The organism is Microtetraspora glauca (genome assembly GCF_040656155.1).
Lineage (GTDB): Bacteria > Actinomycetota > Actinomycetes > Streptosporangiales > Streptosporangiaceae > Microtetraspora > Microtetraspora glauca.
This window is the reverse complement of the sequence record NZ_JBFALK010000012.1, coordinates 26,067-49,927: the sequence shown is the minus strand read 5'-3', so window position 1 is coordinate 49,927 and position 23,861 is coordinate 26,067. Positions and strand designations below refer to the sequence as shown.

Genomic DNA, 23,861 nt, shown 5'->3' with positions numbered 1-23,861 from the left:
GTGACGTGCTTCTTCGGTGAATGCCTATTGGCTATCCGGAAATGCGACATTAGGCGCCTATGATAGCCCGTCCAGGGGGGCCGGCGGCGTTCCGATCGTCGCCGAGACGATGGGACTCGCTTTCCCGAGGAGGAGCATGAGTCGTTTCCTGGGTACGCTGTCCGCGGTACTGATCGCGCTGTCAGGAGCGCGCCCCGAGGTTCTGCGGACGTGCCCGAGTGAGCGCGGCAAGTTCGAGGGCATCGGAGGCGCCGTCCTCACCACGAGCGTGCTCGCCGTGGTCTCCATGACGTTCGCGCTCAACAGCGCGCTCGGTGTCAACATCGTCCTCGCCGTCGCCACAGCTTTGCTGTGGGGCCTGGCGATCCTGAGCCTCGACCGGTGGCTCGTCTCCACCATCAGGGCGGACGCGCCGAACCGCTGGGCGCTGGCCGCGCCCCGGATCGTCATCGCCGTCGTGCTCGGCCTGGTGATCTCCACTCCGCTGGTGCTGCAGGTCTTCAAAGCCGAGATCGACACCCAGATCGTCGAGATGAAACAGCGGCGTGCCGACGCCTTCGCCGTACAGCAGGAGCAGGGCGCGGTGGGGAAGGGCGTCGACCAGCTCCGCAAGGAGGTGGCCGGTCTGCGGCAGGTGATTTCCTCCGGCGGCGACGTTCCTCTTGACATAGAACAGGACGCGAAGATAAAGGCGCTGTCCGCCCAGCGTGCCGATGAGCAGAAGCAGGCGGACAAACATTACAAAGAGTGGCAGTGTCAGCTCTACGGGGGAGCGAACTGCCCCAAAAAGGGCAATGGTCCGCTCGCCCAGGAGAGTGAGCGCGCGTACGAAAAGGACAAGAAGCGCATCGAGCTGCTCGCCCGGCAGATAGAGACCCGAAAGGGCGAGCTGAACGCGACCGGCGAACAGGCCAAGGAGACCCGGCTGGCCGCGGCGAAGGAGGCCCTGCCGAAGGTCCAGAGCCAGCTCGACATCGCGCTCGCGCAGCAGGCCCGGATCCAGCGGTCCTTCGACGAGGACAACCTGGCCACCGACGGGCTGCTCACCCGGCTCCGGGCGCTCAACGAGCTGACCGGCAAGGACCTCACACTCAGCATGGCCCGGCTGCTGCTGTTCGCCTTGTTCCTGCTCATCGAATGCCTGCCGGTCGCGGTCAAGCTCATGCAGCGGCCGGGCGTCTACGAGAAGGCGCTCGCGCTCGCCCAGCGTCAGGAACTGGACGGCGTGCGTGAGGCGTTCGGCGTCCGCGCCGCGCCCCGGCGCGGGTCCGCGGACCCCGGAGGCTCGGGCAGTGTGTGGCGCATCTGGTCGCCGCAGGAGGACGAACCGCGACGGCGCACCGCCTCCTTCGAGGAGGAGGGGACGCGTTCGCCCCAGGGGACGCCCGAAGGACCGAACGGCACCCGCGTCGAGTCGGCCGACCCCGGCCACGAGTACGGGTCGCTGGAGGACGAGGCACTGCGCGGCATGGCGGACACCCGCATCCTGCGGAGACCGGGGCCGGGTGCGGAGCGCTCGGGCGGGATCGAGCTGCTCCCCGACGAGGACTGAGGCCACGGCGTGACGGAACGGATCGTCCACGGCAGATACGAGCTGCTGTCGCGGCTCGGCAGGGGCGGCATGGGCACGGTGTGGCTCGCCTGGGACCGGACGCTGCGGCGATCGGTCGCGCTCAAGGAGGTCGTGCTGTCGCCGTACGGCGAGGACGTGGCCGTCCGGCGGGAGAGGGCGCTGCGCGAGGCGCGCGCCGCGGCGCGGATCAGGCACCCGGCGGTCGTCGACATCTACGACGCCTTCCTGGATGACGGGTCGCCCTGGATCGTCATGGCCTACATCGACGGCGCGTCGCTGGACCGCCGGATCGAGAGGCAGATCCTCTCCGAGCGGGAGATCGCCCGAGTCGGCCGCGACGTGCTGGCCGGACTGGTCGCCGTGCACAGCGCGCAGGTGCTGCACCGGGACGTCAAACCGGCCAACATCGTCCTCGATCCCGAGGACCGGGTCTTCCTGGTCGATTTCGGCATCGCCCGGATCTCCGGCGAGAGCGGCCTCACCTCGCAGAACATGCTGCTCGGAACCGTCGAGTTCATGGCACCGGAACGCGTCGACGGGCACGCGGTGGGCCCGGCGTCCGATCTGTGGTCTCTCGGAGTGACGTTGTTCTGCGCGCTGGAGGGCTATTCGCCCTTCCTCCGGGAGGGCCCGATCGAAACCGTACGGGCGGTCGGCGCGGGGCGTCCCCTGCGCTTCCGGCGACCGGGCCCGCTCGCCGACGCGATCACCGGCCTGCTCGTCACCGATCCCGGCAGGCGGATGGGGGCGGCCGAACTCGGGCGGAGGCTGGACGCGATCCTCGCTCCCGCTCCGCGCACACCGCCGTCACGCACGCCGCCATCACGTACGCCGCCGGCACGTACGCCGCCGTCACGCAGGTGGGAGGAAGCGACCCCCCGGCGGCCTCGGGACACTCCCACGCCGGCGCGCGGGCACGACGCGCGCGGCCCCGGTTCCACCCCCGGTTCCACCCCCGGGAGCGGCCCGGGTACGGCCCGCCCGGAGGCGGAGCGGGACGATCGTCCGCTGCTCGAACGGCCCCGGCAGGAAGCCGCCACCCTGCTCGCCTCCATGGAGCCGAGGGCCGCCGGACAGCTCATGGACGGCAGTGTCGGCAGTGTCGGCAGTGTCGGTGTGGACGGCGCTTCGGCTCCGGCGGCCGAGGTGCTGGCGGCCGAGGTGCTGGCGCTGCTGCCGCCGTCGCGAGCCGGGCGGGTGGTCGACCACATGGCCCCTGACCGGGCGGCCCGACTGGTGCGCGCGATGTCCCCCAGCCGGGGCGCGAGCACGCTGGCCCACACGGACGACCGCGTCGCGGCCGCTGTCCTCGGCGCAATCGGCGTCGTCCCCGCCGCTGTCCGGCTGGTGGAGGCGATGACGCTGCGCCGTGCCTGCCGGGTGCTCGAATACGTGCCGCCCGCCGTCGTCGCCGAGCTGCTGTCCGCGACCTCCGACGGCCGCGCCGACCGGATCCTCGGCGGGCTCAGCCGTGCCGTACGCGATGAGATCACCCGCCTGACCGGCGGCGCGTGACCGGGACCTCGCGCCGGTCAGGCGGAATCCGCGGCGAGCGCCATCCGGTAATGCACCTCGGGAAACGAGGCGCCGGAGACATCCATCGTCTGTACGCGTCCCGAAAGGGCGAAGCCGATCCGCTCGTAGAAACGACGAGCCCGGGCGTTGGCCTCGAAGGCCCAGAGCCCGACCTCGCGGTGACCCAGCTCCCTCAGCCGGTCCAGCGAGCGGGTCATGAGCGCGCGTCCGAGACCCGTCGACCAGTGCTCCCTGAGCGCGTAGATCGCATAGATCTCGCAGTCGGGACCCCCATCCCGTACGGGGTCCTCCACGGGCCCGAAGGCGCTGAGCCCGACGATCTCCTCCCCGGCCTCACCGACGACGACACCGCGCAGCGGATCGGCCATCATCGCCCGCCAATGGGCGACCGCCCCTGGCGTGACCACCAGTGCGTCGAGGTAGGCGTCGGGCAGCAGCCCTCGATACGCCGCCTGCCATGAGGTGTTCTTGACTCGCAGCACTTCCTCGGCGTCGGCGGGCTCGCCACGGCGTACGGAAAAAGTCATGGGCCAAGTATCGGCCCGCGCCCCCGAGCGGATTCCCTGGGAGCCGCGCGGTGACCCACAACCGTTCGTTCACCCGCGAGCTGTGCTCCGCGCGGCCCCCCAGGAGAGTGCGGCGGCCGGCCGAGCGGCATGACTCCGAGCCCGGACCGAAATCGGCCGGCTCGTACGCGCGGCGATGGGTGAGCGGCCACGAACCGGTGGCGGGTTCGCGGGCCCGCCAGATCCTGATGTCTCCTGGCTTGACTCTCCCAATGTGGGAGACCGCAAGGTGGGGCATGTGAGCGACGACCTACTGAGCATCGGAGAGCTGGCCGAGCGAACCGGCCTGTCGGTGAAGCTGATCCGGCACTGGTCGGACATCGGCGTGGTGCCCCCGGCGGGACGCACTCGGGCCGGCTACCGGCTCTACGAACCCCAGGCGGTCGCCCGGCTCGAACTGGCGCGGACGTTGCGCGATCTCGGGCTGACCATGGCCGCGATCCGCGAGGTCGTCACCCGGGAGCGCGGGCTGCCCGAGGTGGCGGCGGTTCACGCGGACGCGCTGGAGGCGCAGATCCGCATGCTGCGGCTGCGACAGGCGGTGCTGCGCTCCGTCTCCCGGCAAGGATCGACACCCGAGGAACTCACCGTCATGACCCGACTGGCACGGCTTTCCGCCGCGGAACGCAACACGATCGTCCACGACTTCGTGTCGGACGCGCTCGGCGACCTCGACGCCTCCGCGTACAGGGACGGGCTGCTCGCGGCCCTGCCCGACCCACCGCGCGACCCCACCGCCGAGCAGATCGAGGCGTGGCTGGAGCTGGTCGCGCTCATCCGCGATCCCGCGCTGCGCGCCGCGATCCGTCGTACGGCCGAGTACGCCGCCGAGCATGCCGTACGCGAGCACAGCGACGAGGATCTGCTGGAGGCGCGGCGACTCACCGACCTGTGGGTCGCCCGCGTCAACGCCGCGATCGCGGAAGGGACGGCCGCCGACTCGCCGGCGGCCGAGCCCGTCGTGGCCGAGATCGTCGCGGCCTGGTTGCCCGCCCAGGCCCGAGCCGGTTTCCGCTCGGACGGCGGCGGCGACGGCGGCGGCGGCGCGGCGGCCCGGCGCCGCCTTCTCGAACAGCTCGAGGTCGCCGCGGACACCCGTCTCGAAAGGTACTGGCAGCTGATGTGCGTCATCAACGGCAGTCCGGTGCGCCCCAGCATGGTCGCCGCGGGGGAGTGGCTGGTGACCGCGCTCCGCGCCAATCCCGAGCCGGGCGCGCGGGCCGCCCGCATCAGCGAGATGCTCGGGCAGGACGCCGACGTCGACGCCGCGTACAAGCTGGAGGGATGTGCCCGCGTGCTGGCCGAGGTGGAGGCTCTCGTCGCGGCCGTGCCGTGCGGTCGGCTCGGCGACCCGACCCCGTGCGCCGGATGGGATGTGCGTGCGCTGCTCGACCATCTCGTCTGGGAGAACCTGCTCTGGACCGGCCTGGCCGAGGGGGAGCCCCGCTCCGACTTCGCCGCCGACCATCTCGGCGACGACTACGTGGCCGCGTTCCGCACGGCGGCCCGCGCCACGCTCGCCGCCTTCCGTCGTCCGGGAATGCTCCAGCGGCAGTACGGCCCGGCCCCCGGCTGGCGCCTGGTCGAACAGGTCACCATCGAGATGCTGGTTCACGGCTGGGACCTGGCAACGGCGATCGGCGGGTCGACCGACCTCGCTCCCGAGGTGGCGGAGGCGACCATGCCCGTCGTGCAGGAGATCTACGGCGACCTGCCGCGTACTCCGGGTGGCTCGTTCGGCCCGGTACGACCGGTCCCCGATGACGCGACGGCCGCCGACCGCCTCGCCGCCTTCTTGGGCCGTCCCATCGAGCGGCCCGCCTGACGGATTCCCGCTGGGACTGAACTGCGGGTTTCAGCTGTCTTTCCGGCACTCACCTCTGGTCGGGCAAGTCTCGACAAACTATGTCCATTTCCGTAATAGCCGACAAAAGGCGGCGGGTAGCGTTGGTGGACGCCATGACGCCATGTGGGGGGCTGGTGATGGCAGAAGCACAGGCCGAGCGGTGCCGTACCGAATTCCTGGTGGAGATCGGTTCCCGGCTGTCGGCCTCGCTCAACACCCGCCGGTGCGCTCATGCCACGGCGGAGATCGCCATGTCGTTCCTCGCCGACGCCGCAACCGTGGTGCTGTCGCCCGGCGACAGCCGCCAGGCGAGGTGGCTGCGCGCCGTCGCCGGACAAGCCGCGCCGGAGGAGGGCGAGGTCCCGGTCACGGTCGCCGCCGGGGTGCCCTGTCTCGGGGAGGTGCTGGCCGGCCTGCCGGGGGCCGTCCGCTGGCTGGACCCGGGCGACGCGCCCGCGTGGCTGCTGCCCGGCAAGTTCGGCTCGGCTCACCGCCTGCTGGTGGCGACGTTGCCGGGGAACACGATGCCCGTCGGAGCGCTGGTGCTCGTTCGCCGTGCGGAGGGCCCCGCCTTCGACGCGGATGCGGAGATGCTGGCCCGCACCCTCGCGATACGTGCGGGCGCCGCCCTCTCCGCCGCCCTGCTGTACGAGGAGCAGAGCGGGATCAACGCGATCTTGACCGCCGACCTGCTGCCGCCGCCCCTGCCGAAGCTGGAGGGGATCGACCTGGCCGGATCCCTGCGCGCGTCGCAGCAGGCCGGCCAGATCGGGGGAGACTTCTACGATGTCTGCCTGCCTGATCGGGGAGACGGACCGGAGCGCGGGGCGCTGCTGGTTCTGGGGGACGTGTGCGGCAAGGGCGCGCAGGCCGCGGTGCTCGCCGGCCGGGTGCGCCACTGCCTGCGCGCGCTGTCGCTGCTGGAGAGCCGCCCGGAGCGGCTGGCCGACCTGCTCAACAGGTCTCTGCTTGGCTCTCCCGCTCCCTCCTCTCTCGTGACGCTGGTCCTGGGCGCGCTGCACCGAGCCGCCTCGGGGCACGTGCGCATCGACCTGGCGGTGGCGGGGCACCCGCCGCCGTTGATCCTGCGCCGGGACGGCACCGTGGAGGAGGTCGCCACCACAGGCTGCCTGCTCGGTGTGCTGGAGGAGACCGGCGTGCGCCCGGTCGCGGTCGAACTCGCCCCCGGCGAGGTGTGCCTGCTCTACAGCGATGGCATCACCGAGGCGTTCGGCGGTCCCGTCGCCCGGGAGATGTACGGCGACCACCGGCTGAAGGGCGCACTCGCCACCTGTGCGGGGATGCCGGCCTCTGCCCTGGTGGAGCGGCTGGAGCAGCTCAGCACCGACTGGCTGGCCGGCGGCCACCAGGACGACCGGGCGCTCCTGGCCATCCGGGCCGCCGCCGCACCCTCCCACAGGGAAGTCCGATCCCATGAGTGACCTGACCGTGGGTCGCGACCTGAACCTCGCCTCGGAGCTGTACCTGGAACGGATCGGCGAGGCCGACGAGCAGGGCGCCGTGGACATGGTCCTCGGCCTGCTTGACGACGGTGTCCCCGCTGGGGGCCTGCTGCTGCGGTTGATCGCACCCGCTCAGCGCCGGGTCGGCGAGCTGTGGGCGGCCGACGAGTGGTCGGTCGCCAGGGAGCACGCGGCCACCGCGGTCAGCGAGGCGGTCGTGAGCGCCGTCGCCAGGCGGGCTCGACCCCGGCGACCTGCCCGTGGCCGCGTCACGGTGGCCTGCGCCGAGGGCGAATATCACGCGCTGCCCGCCCGGCTCCTGTCCGAGGTGCTGCGCCTGCGCGGGTGGCGGGTCGACTTCCTCGGTGCCAGCGTGCCCGGACCGCATCTGATCACCTACGTGCACCAGACCGGTCCCGACCTGGTCGCCCTGAGCTGTACGCTGCCCACCCGCCTGCCCCGCGCGCACGCCGTACTCACCGCCTGCCGGTCCGCCGGGGTGCCGGTACTGGCCGGTGGGGCCGGCTTCGGATCCGACGGGCGCTTCGCTCGGCTGCTCGGGGCCGACGGGTGGGCGCCCACCGCGGACGTGGCGGCCGAGGTCATCGAGGCCGGCCGGCTGCCCTCCTTTCCCACCCCGCCGGACTCCCCGGCCCACATAGCCGACGAGGAGTGCGCCGAGCTGCTCCGGCGGCGCCCCGAGTTGCTGGCCGGCGTGCTGGAGGCCCTCGTCTGTGGCGGCTCGTCGATATCCGCCCACGATGACCGGCAGAGAGAGAACACCGCCGAGAACCTGGGCCACATCGCCGACTTCCTGTGCGCCGCGCTCTACGTCGATGACATGGCGATATTCGGTGATTTCATCGCCTGGACCTGTGCCGTGTCGCGTGCGCGCGGGGCGCCGCCCGAGTCCGTCGTGACCGGGCTGCGGATCCTGAGTGACCGCTTGCGCGACCTGCCTCGTGCCCACCACTTCCTGACGGAGGGGATCAGGGTGGCCCAGACCGCCGCCGCGAACGGCCCCCGCTAAGTGGCTGTCGCGGACGTCCGGCCTCGGCCGGCCCAGGGACGCTGGTACGACGCCGTGGACGTCCCTGGACGCGTGTCCTCGGGACGTCACCCAAGGCGGGGCAGCGCTCGCCTCCTCGGCGCAGATTCTTCTGGATCACCGGCATATGCGATAGAAGATCATTCGCACCTACTGTCTCTTCGCGAGGTATACGTGAAGCAACTCCTTCGAGTGGTCGCGGTCCAGGTCTTCGCCGCCACCCTCGTCCTCACCGCCGTCTCCGGCCCCGCCCGTGCCGAGACGACCGACACCGATGCCGCGATCGCCCTCGAATGGCAGACCGCGTGGGACACCCACAAGTTCTACGACACGACGCCACCTGCTCCGGGCTCAGGGCGCAGCAGGGCCACGCGCAGCATCTCCATCGACATCGACGCCCCCGCCAAGCGCGTCTTCACCGCGTATTCGAACATCAACAACCACATCGGCAAGAACCCGTTCCTGAAGCGGGTCGTCACGCACAAGGACTGGTGCCGGGGCGACACGCGCTACATCAACCTCACCGCGATCGAGGAGATCCCGTACGAGGGCACGGTCGTCGTCAGCAAGACGCACGCGCAGCAGCGCCTTCACGAGGATGACCTCTACTACGAGACGGACACCTGGTCGCTGCCCGACGTCGTCACGCACCAGAAGATCGTCTTCACCCGTCTGAACGGCGGGAAGACCCGGGTCACGGAGCTTCTCACCTTCGACGCGGACGCCACGCTGATCGATTTCGTCGCCACGAACGGCGTCGCCTCCCACCAGCAGACGCAGGCGGCCCTCAAGCAGGCGATCGAGAGCTGATTCACACCGGATCGAGGCTGGTCGCCTCGACGACGTGAGAGCGGGCATGGTCGGCGTCGTGAGCACGCATGATCATGCCCGTTCGCGTCTCCACCGGCACCGGAGCCGGAGTCGCCGACCACATTCCGGTCCCGGCTGACCGCCGGACAGCCACAACGACCTGTCCCCGGCCCCTCGCGGCCCGCTCCGCCGCCAGGTCCTGCCGGTGATTCGCGCTCGGAGGGGGCACCGCGCCATGACGCGAGGGCGGATCAATAACATGATCGTCCGGCCAACCACCAGTAGGATGCCACGGTTCCAGACAGACGAGATCCACCCGGGAAAGGGCTGCACGTGGCGCAGAAGGTAATACTGGTTGACGACCTCGACCACTCCGAGGGCGATGACGTGGCGAGACGGGAGTTCCCGCTGCTGAACCGGACCTTCGCCATCGACCTGTCCGACGCCAACCAGAAGCGGCTGAGCGACGCTCTCGCGTTCATCGAAGAGGTCCTGGAGAGTTCGCGCGAGGTGAAGCAGGCGTCGCGGTCGAAGAAGGTCGCCGACACCTCCCCCCGGTTGCGGGGCTACACCGCCACCGACGTTCGCGAATGGGCGCGAGAGCAAGGGCTGGATGTCCCCCTCAGGGGGAAGGTCGCCGACGAGGTCATCGAGCAGTTCATCGCGGCACATCCGGACGCGGCCCCGACGGAGTCCGCCACAGAGGCAGACGCCGACGGCGGAGAAGCTGAGGCCGGCGGAGAAGCTGAGGCCGGCACGGAGTCGAAGGCCGACGCCTGAGCCGCGGGGGCCGGCTCGAAAAGCCGGCCCCACATCGCCCGAACAGCGCCCCACATCGCCGGAACAGCACGGCGAGGACGAACGACGGGGTCGTTGTGAAAAGTCGCTCCGGCTTCGGATCGGATCACCCCGGGTACACGATGCCCTTGTGGTGAAATATGCCGAATGGAGCGAGTGCGGCAGCTGGTGGGCGAGATGTTGCTCTACTGTTTCGTGCTCGTCCTGCTCACCGGCGGCTTCCTGGCGTTCTTCTACACGCCGAGCGGCGAGGTGGTCGCTTACGACGGCTGGTACGAACCACTGCACGGTGTCCCGATGAGCGCCGCCTACGAGTCGATCCTGGAGATCAACCTTGATGCGGGCAGCGGCCTGCTCATGCGGCGACTGCACCACGGCCTCTCGGTCCTGCTCATCCTGGGGACCGTCGTCTGGGCGCTGCTCGGCCGGTTCCGGTACGCGATCGCGGTGCTGGGCCTGGGCGTGCTCGGCGCGCTCGCCGGCTACGGTTCCGCCGACGACCTGCTGTCCGGGACCGTCCTCGGAAAGCTGCCCGTTCCCTGGTGGTACGGCCTGCACCTGCTGGCGGCGCTGGCCACGGGAGCCCTGCTGGTGATCTCCTCGCGAAGGGAGGCCGCCCGGCACCCCAGAACGCTCCGCTTCGTGGCGCTGAGCCTCGGCCTCACCGTTCTCGCGATCTTCTGGCTCTGACCCCCCACCAGTCCGGGACGAGGGCGAACCCCGACCCACCCGACCAGGGCCGGCCCCTTGCGAACCATCACATGGAGCCCTCGCGAGGCGTGCCGAGTTATGGGAGTTGCGGGAACACAAGGGGCGCGCGTGCTGGAGAATGAGCCCCCGGCGGCCACGGGGGGCCCGAGCCATCCGTGATCTGATCACCAGCCTGCGACGTCGGAGTGCATGATGCGGACCTTTTTCGACCCGGAAGACGACGAGGAGTTCGAAGCGGCCAAGGATCTGCTGATCCGCCGCTGCCTCGCCTGGGCGGATGAGCGCGACATGTCCGCCGACGGGGTGGTGCTGTCGGCGGCGCTGGACTCGCGCCACAGCAGCCGCGACGGACGGCTGGCCTTCTGGGGGCCCGAACAGGTGCGGCGCCTGCTGCTGGAGTGGATTCCCCAGCGTGTCGTGGCCCACCGGGACGTTCTCGACACCGCGCCCGAGAGCCTGCTGACGCTTCTGCGTTATCTTGCCGCGTCCGGACTACGCGATCCGCGTGGTGCCACCTTGGTGGAGCTGGAGGCGGCCATCGCCGCGACTACGGCGGAGTATTCGGCCGCGTTGGCCGACCCGCTCCGGCAGGGCATCGGGAAGTTCTGGGCGCAGACGGCGCTCGACAACGGTGTCGACCTGACCGACCGCAGGGCTTTGGACAGATTCCAGCGGGACGTCGACGCAGGGCGGGTGCGCTACGACACCGGCGTACTCGACAAGCTGGTCGAAGCCCGGTTCCTGGCACCAGGGTTCGACGAGGAGCGGGCATTCATCCAGCTTCCCGTGACGCTTTTGCCCCCGGCAGAGTTGGCCGAGGCGGCAGCCCGGAGTGGGATCGTGCGGCAACTCGCCGTCCTGGCCGAGTGGGCGGGGACGGAGGGCCGGCCGCTCACCGCGGCCGGGAACCCGCGTCTGGCTGACGCCCGCGAGCTGGCCGCACTGCTCGGTACCGGAGAGGAAGGTCTCAAGGTCCGCAGCTCGGCCGAGATGCGCCGTACCAACCTCCTGCTCGCCTGGGCGAAGAAGGCACGTCTGGTGCGGGTGAGCAAGGGCCGCCTGCTGCGGGTGGCCAAGGCCGCGCCGGTCCTGCGCGATCCGGAGGCCCTGTGGCGGCGCGCGTTCGAGGTGTTCTTCGAGCTGGGCGCCGCGATCGGCGCGCCCGCCTCCACGTGGACCGACTCGTCGATGCTCGTCGAGGCGTTCGACGAGATCTTGCCCGATGCGCTGAACACGGTGTACAGCATGGTCAGCCCGGTTCCCGTGGTGCGGCTCCAGGCGACCGTATGGCTGTCCTGCCAGGAATACTTCATGTTCGGTCTTCATGAGGACGGCGTCCGCCAGGAGGTCTGGCAGCGACAGATCGACAGGGATCTGGTCGCGGCGTTCGAGGTGTTGTCCGATCTCGGCGCGGTAGAGCTGAGTCACGGCGTGGCCGATGAGATGTACTCCCGCGACCTCGGTGATGATCTCAGCGAGACGGAACGCGTACTGCCGCCCGACGTGTGCGCGCGGCTGCGTTCCCAGCTCGCCGAGCCCGGCCCGCTGGTACGGCTGACGCCTCTGGGCGTGCGAGCCGTACGGGAGCGGATGCTCGCCGACGGTCGGGACGTCCCGTTGGTCGGAGAGTTGGCCGACGCGCCGCCGGCCGAGCTGCTGGGTGTGCTCGCCCAGCACTACACCCCGGAGACCGCCGCCATCGAGTTGGACGGCTGGCTGGCCGTGCGCGGGAGGACCATCGAGTCGCTTCTGGACGCGGTACGCGGCTGTCCGTTCCGTACCCGAGCGGCGGCCATGCTCGCCACTCTGGTCGAGGCACGCGTCGACGGCCGTTCGATGCTGGCGGGGCTGCGCCGTGACCCGGCATTGGGGCCGATCGCCGTGACCGCCCTCCTCGACGCGGGAGACCTGCGGCCAGAAGACCTCACTCCTGATGAACAACTTGCTCTCATGTCCGAAGCACTGCTCTCGCTCCTGGAGCTGAGCGGTCCGGAAGGAGTCCTCGATCAGGTCACCGAGATGGCGGGAAAGGACGCCCTCGGGGTGGTCGAGGCGGTGCTGAACTCGGGCCATTCCGCCGTTGAGGGTATGGAGGAGCTGCGCACCCTGGTGGCAGAACCGATGCGTGCCCGAACCCACCGGTTGCGCCTTGTGCCCAGCCCGGCACCCGGATCACGAGGCCGCCGCAGCGGCCACGGCAAGAAGCGCAAGCGCTGAACCTGCCAAGGACGCCCTGTGATCGACCGAGCCCCGGATCGGTCCTGCCTCGCGATCCTCCGGGCACGCCAGGGTTCACCCGGTCGCGAGGCCGGACCACCGGGGCCATTCGTTTGTCAGGCTCCCTCAGCATCGCCTTCCACCAAAGCGGTGTCCCGTACGATTCGCTGGTGATCGAGAAGGTCGGACGAGAGCGGGTCGGCCGCCGGGCGTGGCCGTGGGTGGTCCTGGCGGTGCTCGCCTCGGCGGTGCCGTTCGTGCTGATGGGCATGACCGCGAGCGGCGGCATCGACTACCTGCCGATCGTGTTCTTCGCCGCGCGATTCAGCAGCTTCTACGGGCGAATCCAGTTCCCCGTCGATGCCCTCGTGGCGGGTGGCCTGCCGCTGCTCGTCCTGGCCGCTGCTGCCGCCGCCCGGGAGTGGCGATCGATGGGGACGGGCGTCGCCGCGCTCCTCGGCATCCTGGCCGTGGTCAACCTGGTGCTCTTCATGGAGTACCAGGCCAGGCCATACACGCCGGCCGACGTCAGCGCGGGAAGCCAGCAGGAGTTCCACACGGGCTTCGGCGCGTCAGGTGTGCCACCGCTGCTGGCGGCCATCGCTTGCACCGTCGCCGCCGTAGCCCTGTCGGTGGGCTCCCAGCGCATGCGGGCGAACCGCCACCGTTGAGTTACGGCCGACACCCGCGCCTACTACGCCCGCCGTGTTCGTGGAGCAGCGCGATGGCCTCGATGATGTCGGAGACCACATGGTCGGCCTGGTGCTCCTCGCCGGACCGTGCATCTGCCGGATGAGGGCTTTCGCGAGACATAACGATGCCGTTTGAACGGCGTGCGGATCGCGCCGCCAGCTCCTTGGTAGCCCTTGTCCGCGAAGGTCTTCACGTCAGCGCTGGTCAAGGCGTCGACCAGGCCGACCGTGTGAGCGGCGGTCACATCGTGTACGGCGCCCGGCAGTGCAGGTGAAGCCCACATCAGCCGGTCCATGGGATCGGCCGGCAGGTGCACGTTCATTCCGTGCTGCTTGTGTTCGCCGCTGTCGTACGGCCGCAGCGCATCAGCAAGTGGCCGCGGCGGAATCGTTCACCCTCCAAAGGCTCGCGCAACATCCGCGCCACCTCGACGAACTCTTCCTTGCGGGCCAGGTCGGCCAAGTCGTCGATCGGCCACCGGTAGGCCGGCGCGACCTTATGGTCGAACTGCAGCACCGGACCGCCCTCGGATTCGAAGAAACCGAGCAGGAGGTAACCACCCGGGGCCAGCACCCGGCGGAACTCGGCAAAGTACGGCGGCAGCTCCGGTGGTGGGATGTGGATGACGGAGTACCAGGAGAGCAGACCGCCCAGCTCGCCGTCGTCCACGTCGAAGGCGCCCATCGAACCGACCTCGAAACGCAGGTCAGGATGGTCTTTGCGGGCGATGTCGATCAGTGCGGGGGACAGGTCGACGCCGAAGGCGTCCAGTCCGAGGTTACGCAGGTGTGCCGTCATGTGCCCTGGACCGCAGCCGGCCTCGGCGACGGGCCGGGGTCCGGCGGCCCGTACGAGTTCGGCGAACACGGCGAGGATCGCGCGATCCAGTGGCAGGCGGTCGAGCGAGTCTCGGGCGAGGTCGGCGTAGAGGTCGGCGACGGCGTCGTAGGCGTCCGCCGTCGCGGTCAGATAGGGGGAGGATTCGGCCACGGCGGACGACTGTAGTTCATCGGTCGGCAAAAGTCGTCGATCATCGACCGGGCGGCGCGTCCGTTCCGTTCCGGTCGGCTGACCACGCCCTCAACGAACTGAAGAGCAGATCACCCTGCCGTCAAAGCTCGAAGACAGTGCGTATCGAAACGATGAACTGAAGTCGCCCCGGGCCCTCCTGAACCGCCTACCCGCGTGGAAGGGAACCTGGCGAAGATCCGAGAAAGTCCTCGAAAGAAATCCGGAGGCGATGTCGGATCGGGGCAGAGGTGTTCGTAGCAGGGGTGTGAGGCCCGCCCACGAGGGGCGCCCCGAACCACAGGAGATGTTCCGAGATGCAGTACCTGGTTTCCGTGATCTACGACACCGCCGGCCTCGCCACGCCGGACGAGATGGCGGCCATCGACGCGTTCAACGACCGGCTCGAGGCGGAGGGTCACTGGGTCTTCGCCGGTGGCCTCGTGGCGCCCAGCTCGGCCACCGTCATCGACAACCGAGGCGAGGAGGCGATGTTCACCGACGGGCCCTTCCTGGAGTCGAAGGAGTATCTCGCCGGCTTCTGGATCATCCAGGCCGCCGACCTCGATGCGGCGCTCAAGCTCGCCGCCGAGGGGTCGAAGCACTGCAATCGGAAGGTTGAGGTGCGGCCGTTCCTGTGAGCGTGGTCGACGTACGGGAGGCGATCACTCAGGCACACCACGAGGAGTGGGCCCTGGTGGTCGCCTCAATGCCGTGCACACCTCCGCCCGCGATGTACGCGGCACCGACTGGTCGCAGGTCGTCGCCCTCTTCGACCAGTCGTCCGCCTCGACGCCTCGCTGATCATCGCGCTCAACCGGGCCGTCGCGTTGGCCGAGCTTGACGGCCCGGAGGTGGCACTGGCGGCCGTCGACCGTCTTGAGGAGAAGTTGGCCGGCTATCACGCCTACCATGCGACCCGCGCCGACCTGCTGCGCCGGCTGGGCCGCAGTCAGAAGTCGCGTGCGGCGTACGACAAGGCCATCGAGCTGGCCGGCAACACCGCCGAGATCGCCTTTTTGGCACGCCGTCGCGACCAGCTGGGGTAGCGCCCGCGAAGAGCAGGAGGCCTGGCTCGCGTCGCCTATGACGGCACCCTTGCTGGAACTGATGGTCTTGGAAGCCGACTGGATCGGACAGCTATATGTGGACCCGGCATCGACGGGCAGCAGGACCACATCAACGGAAAGATCAATGACGCCCGGAGATAGCCTGCCTTATTCCCACCCCGGCCCGACCGCCGGGGCTTTTCGCTTGTCACGATGCCCCGGAAGTCGTTTTGACCAAGCCGGGGTCCCGTACGATTCGCTGGTGATCGAGAAGGTCGGGCGGGAGCGGGTCGGTCGCCGGGCGTGGCCGTGGGTGGTCCTGGCTGTGCTCGCCTCGGGGGTGCCGTTCGTGTTGATGGTCATGACCGAGAGCGGTGGCATCGATTACCTGCCGATCGTTTCCTTCGCCTGGCGCTTCATCGGTGTCGACGCGCGATTCCTGTTCCCCTTGGATGTCTTCCTGGCGGGCGGTCTGCCGCTGCTCGTCCTGGTCGCGGCCGGCGCCTCCTGGCAGTGGTGGCCGGTGGGGATGGCGGGCGCCACGCTCCTCGGCGTCCTGTCTGTGGTCAATCTGATGCTCTTCGTGGAGTACCGCCCTCGGCCATTCACCCCGGCCGACATCAGCGCGGGTAGCCAGCCGGATTTCCGTACGGGCTTGGGCGGTTCAGGGATGCCGCCGCTGCTGGCGGCCATCGCTTGCGTTGCCGGCGCCGTAGCCCTGACTGTGGTCTCCCGGCGCCTGCGGGTGAACCGCCACCGATGAGGTGGCCGACACCCGCGCCTACGATCTACTGCCATATTCGTGGAGCAGCGCGATGGCCTGCATGACGTCGGATACCGCGTGGTCGGCAGGGTGCTCCTCGCCGGGCCGAACCGTGTGATCGATCCACACAGTGCGCAAGCCCGCCCTACGGCCTCCTTCGACGTCGGCGGCGAGGGTGTCACCCACCATCCATCCTCCTTCGGCCAGCCTCATCCCGCACCGCTGCGCGGCGATCTCGAACAGCCCGACGTCGGGCTTGCGGATGCCCTCGAGGCCCGACACCGCGTAGCCGTCGACCGCTTCCGCGAGCCCGGTCCGTTGGAGCTTGGCCATTTGGTTGTCCGGGGTGCCGTTCGTGATGATCCCCACCCGCCATCCAGCCGCGCGTAGCTCAGCCAGTCCGGTCATCACCTCGGCGCGACACTTGACGAGACGCGGCATCCGCCGGCGATAGGCGGCCCACAGGCTCGCCGCGGGGGTGGACAGCCTGAACCGCTCGCGCACTTTGGCGAAGAACAGCTCACGGTGGGGGAGGCCGTCGCGGTTCAGCTTGATCAGGTGGTCAACGCCTTTGTGGCCAAGCCGGTGTTCCTCGGCGAACTCCTCGGCCCACAACGCGAACGCGGCATCCAAGTCGATGAGCGTCCCATCAAGGTCGAAAAGCACAAGACGTCGCACGACGCCACTCTAGAAGTGATCGTCTTGGCCGTACACCGCCTCGATCGCCTTCGCCTCCAGGTGGCGCGTCACCGCGGTGAGCATCGCCGTGGGTTTCGGCTCCGTGGCCTGCTCCAGCGGCCCTTATGACGGGCAGGTACTCCACGACCGACATCGGCCGGCATGTGTGAGGGTCAGCGGGAAGGCGTCCGGCTGGGCTGAGCGGACGTGCAGGAAATGAACGTGCAGCCCATCGATCTCGGTGGTGAACTGTGGGTGGGCGTTGATCTAGGCCTCCCATGCCCGTCGGTCGTACTCCTCACGTCAGTACTCCACCAGCTTCCTGAGGTGGTCGGTGGGCACGCTGTGACCCTGGCCGGGCAGCGGGCGGGTGAACCGGGTCCTGGCCAGCCGATCGGCCAGGTCGTCCAGGCAGGATTGCGGGATATCCACGCGAAACGGCCGCATCATGTCCTGGCCGCCTTCACTCGAGTGGGGGCAGCTTGACCAGATCGGGCGGAAATTCCTCACTGAACGGAAGATCACCCGGAGAGTGCGGAACACGCCCAGGCCGTACCGTCGCCCTCGCCGGGACGACCTCCACCGCGGGGTCGGCGTTCGGCAGGCTCGCCGTCAGGCATCCACGTTGACCGGAGTGAGCCAGTCGCGGTGGCGGTCGTCCCGGCCGTGTACAGCCGCGTCGTAGGCGTGCTTGAGCTTGGCGGTCACCGGACCTTCCGCGCCGATCTCTCGATGGTCGACGGAGGCGACCGGAACGATCCCGGCAGCCGTCCCGCACAGGAACAGCTCGTCGGCCGTGTAGAGCTCGGCGCGCAGGATGTCGCGCCGCCGTACGGGCAGGCCGAGGTCGGCGGCGAGCCGCTCGACGGTGTCCTGGGTGATGCCCTCCAGGGCGCCCGCGCCGGCGGGCGGGGTCACAAGCACGCCGTCGCTGACAAGGAACACGTTGGCGCCCGTGCACTCGCTCACGTTGCCGGCGGCGTTGAGCAGTACGGCCTCGTCGAAGCCCGCGTCCAGCGCCTCGGCCTTGGCCAGCACGGAGTTCAGGTAGGGCCCCGTAGCCTTGGCGAGCGTGGGGACGACGGCGGGGTCGTTACGCCGCCAGGAGCTCGTCATCAGCCGCACCCCCTCGTTCAGGTAGGCGCCCCATTCCCAGGTCGCGATCGATACCGTGACCGGGCAGTTCCTGGCCGAGATGCCCATCTCCCCGTAGCCGCGATGGACGAGGTGGCGGATGTAGGAGGAGGAGTGGCCGTTGGCCGCGACCGTCTTCAAGGTGGCGGCGTGCAGCTCGCCATAGGAGTACGGCACGGCAAGACCGATGATCTTGGCGCTCCGGTAGAGCCTGTTCAGATGGGCGTCGAGCCGGAAGACGGCGGGTCCGTCCGGTGTGTCGTGAACGTTGGTGCCCTCCAGCACGGCCGTGCCGTAGTGCAGAGCATGTGACAGTACGTGAACACGCGCTTCCCCCCAGGGAACCAGCGCGCCGTTCATCCAGATCGACTCAGACTCCAGCAGCCTCATCCCATCCTCCTTTGAAGTGGCTTGCTTACCCTCACACAAGTAAGCCACTTCTTCAAGAAGTGGCAAACAAATCAGCAGTCAAATGGGCCGCGTGAACAGGGCACAATAGCCCGGTGGGAAGTGAGGATCTGAACAGGTTCGCCGTCCTCATCCGTGACCGGCTACGGCTGCGCGAGGGCGGCGAGTCGCCCAGCCGCAGGCTCGCCGGGGCGCTGAACGACCTCGTCGAGCTCGGTGTTCTGGCCCCCGGCGGAAGGCTGCCGTCCGAACGCGAACTCGCCCGGATCGTCGGCCTGAGCCGCGGCACGGTCGCCGCCGCCCTCAAAGCCCTGTGCGATGAGGGGCTCTGCGAGCGCCGCCACGGCAGCGGCACATACCTGCGCGAGACGGCTCCGGCGGGCACGCACTCCTTCTCGGGGCTGCTACGCGCGGGCGCCGTCCTCGCCGACCTGTCGACTTCCGTCGTACCCGACCCCTCGCATCTGACCCTGCCCCCGCTCGAGGTGGCCGACCTCCTGCGCACACCCAGCGGTCACGGGTACGACGCCAAAGGCGACCCCTTTCTGCGCGCGCTGCTGGGCGGGGACGTCGTGATCACTGGCGGGGCACAGCAGGGCATCTATCTGGCCGCCAGGGTCCTTTTGCGGCCGGGGGACAGGGTGCTGGTCGAGGATCCGACGTACGGCGGTGCGCTCACGGTCTTCAAGCGGGCGGGGGCCCACGCCGTGCCCGTCGACCTGACAGACCCGCAGGCGGTCCGCGCGGCAATCGACCTGTACAGGCCCGAACTCGTCTACGTCGTCAGCGTCAACAACCCCACGGGCGCGGTCCCCGACCTGCGGCACGTCGCCGACCTCGCACGTGCCGAGGACCTCGTGATCCTCGAGGACAGGACGCTCAGCGAGTTGGTGTACGAGGGCGCATCCCCGGCGCCACTCGCGGCCGGTCACCCGCACGGCACGGTCACCGTGGGCTCACTGTCCAAGGTGTTGTGGGGTGGGCTGCGGGTCGGCTGGTTGCGCGCGCCCGAGCCGCTGCTGGCCCGGCTGGCCGAAGCCAAGCAGGACACCGATCTGGCCACGAGCGCCGTCTCCCAGCGTCTGGCGGCCGAACTACTCGAACGCAACACCATCGCCCCCTGGCGAGCCGAGCTGGCCGGCCGCCGTGATCACCTCGCCGCGGCGCTCGCCGCCGCGCTGCCGGAATGGACCTGGGAACCGCCGCGCGGAGGGCTGTCGCTGTGGGTCCGCCTGCCCTGTGTCGACACCGACCGCTTCGCCGCGCTCGCTCGCCGATACGGTGTCGCCGTCGCCCCCGGCTCGCTCTTCTCCGCCGACGGCCGCCATCGCGACCGCCTGCGCCTCAGCTTCGCGCTCCCGCCCCCGCTACTCGACCAGGCCGTCACGGGTCTCGGCGGCGCCTGGCGAGATCGCGGCCAGTAGGGCTCAGCAGGCTTTTGCGCTCATTGTTCCTCCGAGGCCGTCACCTGGGAGACGCGGCGGCTCGGATGCGGTCCTCACCGCGTGCGCGGCGGCGGTGCCGTAACTCCAGACGGCGAGTTGACCGCGCCGGGTGTTGGTAACGAAGCAGGTGAAGCGGTGCCCGTCGATGTCGGTGAAGCGCAGCTGAGCGCCCGGGTGAGGCCGTTCCTTGCGCACGATGACCCGCATCCCATTCGGCCAGCCGGCGAGGTCGAGCAGGCCGGTGAGTTCGGCGACCCACGCGCCGGGCCTCACCTGGGCGCCTGAGTCGTAGGCGGGCGTCCACGCATCGGGCGGCAAGGTCAGGATCGCCTGCTGCTCACGGTTGAGAAGGCGCGTCCCCAGGCGAACAAGTGGTGGACCAATTCGGGGGAGACCCACGACTCCCGGGGGCTGAAGCACCGGGCCAAGGACGACACCCGGGAGATCCCGGTCCCGCGCGTCCTGGTGGCCATCTTGCGGGCACACATCGACCGGTACGGCGTGGCCGGGGACGGGTGCCTGTTCCGTACCTCCAAGGGGCGCCCGTTCTCCTCCTCGGCCTACTCGGCGGTCTGGCAGGAGGCCCGACGGCGGGCCTTCACCGCTGAACAGGTCGCCTCGCCGCTCGCGGCTCGGCCGTACGACCTGCGCCACGCCGCCGTGTCTCTGTGGCTGAATGCCGGGGTGCCGGCAACAGAGGTTGCCAAGCGAGCCGGGCACAGCGTCGATGTGCTCCTGAGGGTCTACGCCAAGTGCTTCGAAGGGCAGCGAGGACGCGCCAACAGCAAGATCTCTGAAGCACTGGAGGAGTGAGCTGCCGATCCTGTTCCACCAGGCCCCGGGCTGTCCCGGGGCCTTCGCTATTTCTGGGAGCGACGGGCTCGTTACACTTCAGTAGTGATCATGATGACTCCGGTCCTTGAGCGGTGGTCTGGCGACTGCCCGTTCTGGGCTGTCGAGCAGGGTGGGTTCCTCCTCACGGTTCCCCGCCTGCCGACGCCGGAAAGGGTCGGAGCCATCGTGTGGGCGTTGATCGGGAGAAACGTCACCGATAACGATTTGTCGATCACCGTGGCGGACGCGGCCGAAGCCATCGAGGTGTATCTGACCTCCGACGATGAGGCCTTTGCGCCGGGCGGTCTCCGCGTCACGGCTGGCGATGTCGTCATCGACCCCGGATGCTGCGTGGGGCTCGACGAATGGCGCGACTGGCTGGATGTCCAGCGCGGACAGATGATCTACCTCGGCCACAGCCCTGACGTACTGCTGGAGCAGCGTGGGCCGGTGCTGCGTCTCTGGCAGGACGAGGACCAGCTTCGTCCAGGAGAACTCCCCGGCTTATCCGAGCAGCACATCGATATCCCATGCGACGCCCTGCCCGACCTTCTCCAGGGCGTTCAGCAGGACCTCGCCGGCTTCCTGCTCGCACTGCGGGAGTGGGCACAGGGCATCGTTCCCGGCCTGGCCGATCAGCTGGTTCTCGCGGTGGACCGACGCTTGCAGATCAGTGCTCCCCTCGACGCCTGAGGCACGGAGCGCCTTTGCTATTTCGGCGAACGACTTGCGGAAAGGCGCTCAAGATCGTCCCCAATATGTCCCGCGATCATTGACCTACGGCTGCATATGACGGCACCCGGCTGCATGTGATCGCTGAGAGAAGCCATGCTAAGCCCCAGGTCAGAGGCAAAGCGGCTGTTCGAAGATGTGCCCCCGGCAGGATTCGAACCTAATGACTCTCCAAGCCCCCTCAGCAGGCGCCCGAGGGCAGGCCCACTCACCCTGCTTATGTCTCGATTCGAACAGGGGCGCTGACTCCCAAACGCAGGCCGTACGCAGCAGGGTGAGGCATCGGGCGGGTGGTGGTGGGGCGGAGCCGAGTGAAAGCCTGTGGAGATACCGGGCCTGGAGTCCCCTGCTAAGGCCGTGCGGCTCGGCTCCGCCCCACCACCACCCGCCTTGGCCCGGTTCCACCAAGATCGTGCCGTGAGCCAGTCACAGGAGCCACCGCCCACTCATGCCGGGGCCACCGAGCCCTTACGCAGTGCGCGGGCCTGTGGCCGGCTGGGGCCACGAACTGCTGATCGGATGTCGAGCCGTCGAGCTCTTTCACTAGCTCGATGACCTTGCCGCAGATCGTGAAGCTGGTGTTCGCCGCCAGAGCCGCGACGAACAGGCGGGGCACGACTTCCTTGACCGCGTAGCGGGTCTGCACGGTCTCGTGCCCCATCGCGGTGATCGCGCCGATGGTGGCGAGCAGGACGAACCCGGTGTCAGCGATCGCGGCGTTCGCTTTCCACAGGTCGAACACCCTGCCGCTACCGGAGACGTCGGAGGGATCGGCTGAGTCGCGGCGAGAGATTTCTCCGGGGCTGTGTCGATCTGCGGGCCGCTCGTTCGACGTGTGGGTGCGAGGGCCGAGAGGCGGCCCCGCCGGACGAGGAGAATGTGTTGCCTAAGTACATGCTGATCATGCGGGGCACCGACGAGTCGAACGCGGCCATGATGGCCAACATCGACGAGATGATGGCCACGACCCGCCAGTTCATCGAGGACCTGTTCAAGGCCGGCGTCTACGTCGCGGCCGAAGGGCTGGACGATCCGGGCCAGGGCGTCGTGGTCGACTTCAGCGGCGAGGCCCCGGTGGTCACGGACGGGCCGTACGGGGAGACCAAGGAACTGTTCGGGGGCTTCTTCCTGCTCGATGTCGCCTCGAAACAGGAGGCGGTCGAGTGGGCCAAGCGGGTCCCGGCGGCCCCCGGGTCCAAGATCGAGGTCCGGCGGGTGCCCGGGAGCGACGAGGTCCCGCAGGTCGACGAGTGATCGTCAAAGACTGGGCGGGGCCCGAGACCAACGGCCAGACCTGATGAGTACGGCCGATGTCGAGGCCGTCTGGCGGATCGAGTCAGCGCGGATCGTCGCCGCGCTGACCCGGTTCACCGGCGATTTCGGGCTGGCCGAGGACGCGGCCCAGGAAGCGGTGGCCGAGGCGCTGGTGTCGTGGCCGCTCGCCTCTCCGGCGAATCCGGCCGGCTGGCTGATGGCCACGGCCCGGCGGCGGGCGATCGACGCGATCCGCCGCCGGACCGCCCTCCGGGACCGATATGCCCTGCTGGCGGCCGACCCGGCGGCCGACCCGGCGGTCGACTCGGCGGTCGACGAGGAAATCGACCCCGACAGGATCGACGACGACGTCCTGGCGCTGATGTTCGTCAGCTGCCACCCGGTGCTCTCCCGCGAGGTCCGGGTGGCGCTGACCCTGCGCGTGGTCGGCGGCCTGTCCAGCGAGGAGATCGCCCGCGCGTTCCTCGTACCCGTGCCGACCGTGCAGGCCCGCATCACCCGGGGCAAGAAGACGATCGCGGCGGCCGGGGTGCCGTTCGAGCTGCCGCCGGCCGGCGAGCGCCGGGAGCGGCTGGACGGCGTACTCAGCGTCATCTACGTGATCTTCACTGAGGGGTCGACGGCCACGTCGGGCGACCGGCTGCTGCGCCCCGACGTCGCGTACGAGGCGATCCGGCTGGCCCGCACGCTGGCCGCGCTGCAGCCCGACGAGCCGGAGGTGCACGGCCTGCTCGCGTTGTGCGAGCTGACGGCCGCGCGCTTCCCGGCCCGGACCGGCCCGGACGGCACGCCGGTCCTGCTCGAGGACCAGGACCGGGGGCTGTGGGACTTTTCGGCGATCCGCCGGGGGCTGGCCGCGCTGGCCAGGGCATCGACTCGCGGCCTCGGCCCCTACGGCCTGCAGGCCGCGATCGCCGCCGCCCACGCGTCGGCGCCCTCGGTCGAGGCGACCGACTGGGACCGGATCGTGCTGCTCTACGAGGCGCTCGGCCGGGTCGCGCCCTCGCCGGTGGTCGAGCTCAACCGGGCCGTCGCCGTGGCCATGGCCTCGGGGCCGGCGCAGGCCCTGGCCATCGTGGACGAGCTGATCGCCTCGGACCGGCTCCCCGGTTCGCATTTGGTTCCGACCGTACGCGGTGAGCTGCTGGCCCGGCTCGGCCGGCGACCGGAGGCGCGCGCCGAGCTGGAGCTGGCCGCCCGGCTGTGCGCCAACCAGCGCGAACGCTCAGTGCTGCTCCGCAAGGCGGCCACGCTGGGCTGACCTTTTTCAGCTC

Annotated in this window: 24 protein-coding genes and 3 pseudogenes; 18 read left to right on the top strand and 9 right to left on the bottom strand. The window is 69.6% G+C overall.

Annotation, left to right across the window (positions count from 1 at the left end; translation table 11 throughout):
* Positions 1 to 136 precede the first annotated feature (136 nt).
* Both AB0I59_RS21815 and AB0I59_RS21810 read left to right on the top strand, forming a co-directional pair.
* Complete coding sequence (locus AB0I59_RS21815) at positions 137 to 1,552, top strand: DUF4407 domain-containing protein (protein ID WP_061252943.1); 1,416 nt, start codon at positions 137 to 139, stop codon at positions 1,550 to 1,552.
* A 9-nt stretch (positions 1,553 to 1,561) separates the two neighbouring features.
* The gene (locus AB0I59_RS21810; protein ID WP_358135407.1) at positions 1,562 to 3,088 is read left to right on the top strand and encodes a protein kinase domain-containing protein; all 1,527 of its coding nucleotides are present in this window, start codon (positions 1,562 to 1,564) and stop codon (positions 3,086 to 3,088) included.
* Between the two features lie 17 nt (positions 3,089 to 3,105).
* Here AB0I59_RS21810 and AB0I59_RS21805 read toward each other — a convergent pair whose 3' ends face one another.
* Positions 3,106 to 3,636 (bottom strand): GNAT family N-acetyltransferase, encoded by a 531-nt coding sequence (locus AB0I59_RS21805; RefSeq protein WP_358135404.1) that lies wholly within the window; start codon positions 3,634 to 3,636, stop codon positions 3,106 to 3,108.
* A gap of 277 nt (positions 3,637 to 3,913) precedes the next feature.
* Here AB0I59_RS21805 and AB0I59_RS21800 point away from each other — a divergent pair, with 277 nt between their 5' ends.
* The 8 genes from AB0I59_RS21800 (at position 3,914) to AB0I59_RS21765 (ending at position 13,239) form a co-directional block, all read left to right on the top strand.
* A complete protein-coding gene (locus AB0I59_RS21800) occupies positions 3,914 to 5,500 on the top strand; it encodes a TIGR03086 family metal-binding protein (protein WP_358135401.1) in 1,587 nt (528 codons plus the stop codon).
* Between the two features lie 158 nt (positions 5,501 to 5,658).
* Positions 5,659 to 6,963 carry a PP2C family protein-serine/threonine phosphatase gene (locus AB0I59_RS21795; RefSeq protein WP_358135398.1) on the top strand — a complete coding sequence of 435 codons (1,305 nt, stop codon included), beginning with the start codon at positions 5,659 to 5,661 and terminating at the stop codon, positions 6,961 to 6,963.
* On the top strand, positions 6,956 to 8,014 hold the full coding sequence (locus AB0I59_RS21790) for a cobalamin B12-binding domain-containing protein (protein ID WP_358135395.1): 1,059 nt from the start codon (positions 6,956 to 6,958) through the stop codon (positions 8,012 to 8,014). Before AB0I59_RS21795 ends, AB0I59_RS21790 begins: the two co-directional genes overlap by 8 nt.
* Positions 8,015 to 8,206: 192 nt before the next feature.
* Positions 8,207 to 8,842 carry an SRPBCC family protein gene (locus AB0I59_RS21785; RefSeq protein WP_358135392.1) on the top strand — a complete coding sequence of 212 codons (636 nt, stop codon included), beginning with the start codon at positions 8,207 to 8,209 and terminating at the stop codon, positions 8,840 to 8,842.
* 333 nt (positions 8,843 to 9,175) lie between these two features.
* Positions 9,176 to 9,622, top strand: a complete 447-nt coding sequence (locus AB0I59_RS21780) for a histone-like nucleoid-structuring protein Lsr2 (RefSeq protein WP_358135390.1) — start codon at positions 9,176 to 9,178, stop codon at positions 9,620 to 9,622.
* Between the two features lie 165 nt (positions 9,623 to 9,787).
* On the top strand, positions 9,788 to 10,330 hold the full coding sequence (locus AB0I59_RS21775) for a hypothetical protein (RefSeq protein WP_061252951.1): 543 nt from the start codon (positions 9,788 to 9,790) through the stop codon (positions 10,328 to 10,330).
* Between the two features lie 210 nt (positions 10,331 to 10,540).
* Positions 10,541 to 12,568, top strand: coding sequence for a hypothetical protein (locus tag AB0I59_RS21770; protein ID WP_358135387.1), 2,028 nt, complete (start codon positions 10,541 to 10,543; stop codon positions 12,566 to 12,568).
* A gap of 170 nt (positions 12,569 to 12,738) precedes the next feature.
* Positions 12,739 to 13,239, top strand: coding sequence for a hypothetical protein (locus AB0I59_RS21765; RefSeq protein ID WP_358135385.1), 501 nt, complete (start codon positions 12,739 to 12,741; stop codon positions 13,237 to 13,239).
* A 152-nt stretch (positions 13,240 to 13,391) separates the two neighbouring features.
* Here the strand turns inward: AB0I59_RS21765 and AB0I59_RS21760 are convergent.
* Together AB0I59_RS21760 and AB0I59_RS21755 are read right to left on the bottom strand one after the other, a co-directional pair.
* Positions 13,392 to 13,625 (bottom strand): annotated as a pseudogene (locus AB0I59_RS21760) (transposase family protein); the annotation flags it as partial.
* Complete coding sequence (locus tag AB0I59_RS21755; RefSeq protein WP_358135382.1) at positions 13,580 to 14,251, bottom strand: class I SAM-dependent methyltransferase; 672 nt, start codon at positions 14,249 to 14,251, stop codon at positions 13,580 to 13,582. The pseudogene AB0I59_RS21760 and the gene AB0I59_RS21755, both read right to left, overlap by 46 nt.
* Before the next feature lie 335 nt (positions 14,252 to 14,586).
* On the opposite strand from AB0I59_RS21755, the gene AB0I59_RS21750 reads away from it, so the two are divergent.
* The 3 genes from AB0I59_RS21750 to AB0I59_RS21740 all read left to right on the top strand — a co-directional run bounded on the left by AB0I59_RS21750 (position 14,587) and on the right by AB0I59_RS21740 (position 16,081).
* Entirely contained in the window at positions 14,587 to 14,910 is a 324-nt protein-coding gene (locus AB0I59_RS21750; protein ID WP_358135379.1) for a YciI family protein, read from the top strand.
* Positions 14,911 to 15,099: 189 nt separating this feature from the next.
* On the top strand, positions 15,100 to 15,318 hold the full coding sequence (locus tag AB0I59_RS21745; RefSeq protein WP_061252955.1) for a hypothetical protein: 219 nt from the start codon (positions 15,100 to 15,102) through the stop codon (positions 15,316 to 15,318).
* Between the two features lie 262 nt (positions 15,319 to 15,580).
* The gene (locus AB0I59_RS21740; RefSeq protein WP_358135376.1) at positions 15,581 to 16,081 is read left to right on the top strand and encodes a hypothetical protein; all 501 of its coding nucleotides are present in this window, start codon (positions 15,581 to 15,583) and stop codon (positions 16,079 to 16,081) included.
* An 18-nt stretch (positions 16,082 to 16,099) separates the two neighbouring features.
* Here AB0I59_RS21740 and AB0I59_RS21735 read toward each other — a convergent pair whose 3' ends face one another.
* The 4 genes from AB0I59_RS21735 to AB0I59_RS21720 all read right to left on the bottom strand — a co-directional run bounded on the left by AB0I59_RS21735 (position 16,100) and on the right by AB0I59_RS21720 (position 18,283).
* Positions 16,100 to 16,759, bottom strand: coding sequence for an HAD family hydrolase (locus AB0I59_RS21735; RefSeq protein ID WP_061252957.1), 660 nt, complete (start codon positions 16,757 to 16,759; stop codon positions 16,100 to 16,102).
* Positions 16,760 to 16,882: 123 nt separating this feature from the next.
* Positions 16,883 to 16,987, bottom strand: a complete 105-nt coding sequence (locus tag AB0I59_RS21730; protein WP_358135826.1) for a hypothetical protein — start codon at positions 16,985 to 16,987, stop codon at positions 16,883 to 16,885.
* 75 nt (positions 16,988 to 17,062) lie between these two features.
* Complete coding sequence (locus AB0I59_RS21725) at positions 17,063 to 17,191, bottom strand: hypothetical protein (protein WP_358135374.1); 129 nt, start codon at positions 17,189 to 17,191, stop codon at positions 17,063 to 17,065.
* A gap of 180 nt (positions 17,192 to 17,371) precedes the next feature.
* Entirely contained in the window at positions 17,372 to 18,283 is a 912-nt protein-coding gene (locus AB0I59_RS21720; protein ID WP_358135371.1) for a branched-chain amino acid transaminase, read from the bottom strand.
* A 113-nt stretch (positions 18,284 to 18,396) separates the two neighbouring features.
* Here AB0I59_RS21720 and AB0I59_RS21715 point away from each other — a divergent pair, with 113 nt between their 5' ends.
* Positions 18,397 to 19,725, top strand: coding sequence for an aminotransferase-like domain-containing protein (locus tag AB0I59_RS21715; RefSeq protein WP_358135368.1), 1,329 nt, complete (start codon positions 18,397 to 18,399; stop codon positions 19,723 to 19,725).
* Between the two features lie 55 nt (positions 19,726 to 19,780).
* Here AB0I59_RS21715 and AB0I59_RS21710 read toward each other — a convergent pair.
* Positions 19,781 to 20,064, bottom strand: a pseudogene (locus AB0I59_RS21710) (IS1380 family transposase); the annotation flags it as partial.
* Between AB0I59_RS21710 and AB0I59_RS21705 the strand changes: the two are divergent.
* The gene (locus AB0I59_RS21705; RefSeq protein ID WP_358135823.1) at positions 20,053 to 20,559 is read left to right on the top strand and encodes a tyrosine-type recombinase/integrase; all 507 of its coding nucleotides are present in this window, start codon (positions 20,053 to 20,055) and stop codon (positions 20,557 to 20,559) included. The pseudogene AB0I59_RS21710 and the gene AB0I59_RS21705 overlap by 12 nt on opposite strands.
* An 84-nt stretch (positions 20,560 to 20,643) precedes the next feature.
* The gene (locus AB0I59_RS21700; RefSeq protein ID WP_358135365.1) at positions 20,644 to 21,273 is read left to right on the top strand and encodes a hypothetical protein; all 630 of its coding nucleotides are present in this window, start codon (positions 20,644 to 20,646) and stop codon (positions 21,271 to 21,273) included.
* Positions 21,274 to 21,661: 388 nt separating this feature from the next.
* Here the strand turns inward: AB0I59_RS21700 and AB0I59_RS21695 are convergent, their stop codons facing one another.
* The gene (locus tag AB0I59_RS21695; RefSeq protein WP_358135363.1) at positions 21,662 to 22,054 is read right to left on the bottom strand and encodes a hypothetical protein; all 393 of its coding nucleotides are present in this window, start codon (positions 22,052 to 22,054) and stop codon (positions 21,662 to 21,664) included.
* 152 nt (positions 22,055 to 22,206) lie between these two features.
* Between AB0I59_RS21695 and AB0I59_RS21690 the strand changes: the two are divergent.
* Together AB0I59_RS21690 and AB0I59_RS21685 are read left to right on the top strand one after the other, a co-directional pair.
* A pseudogene (locus tag AB0I59_RS21690) lies at positions 22,207 to 22,610 on the top strand (YciI family protein).
* Positions 22,610 to 23,848 carry an RNA polymerase sigma factor gene (locus AB0I59_RS21685; protein WP_358135360.1) on the top strand — a complete coding sequence of 413 codons (1,239 nt, stop codon included), beginning with the start codon at positions 22,610 to 22,612 and terminating at the stop codon, positions 23,846 to 23,848. Before AB0I59_RS21690 ends, AB0I59_RS21685 begins: the two are co-directional and overlap by 1 nt.
* The last annotated feature ends 13 nt before the right edge of the window (positions 23,849 to 23,861 follow it).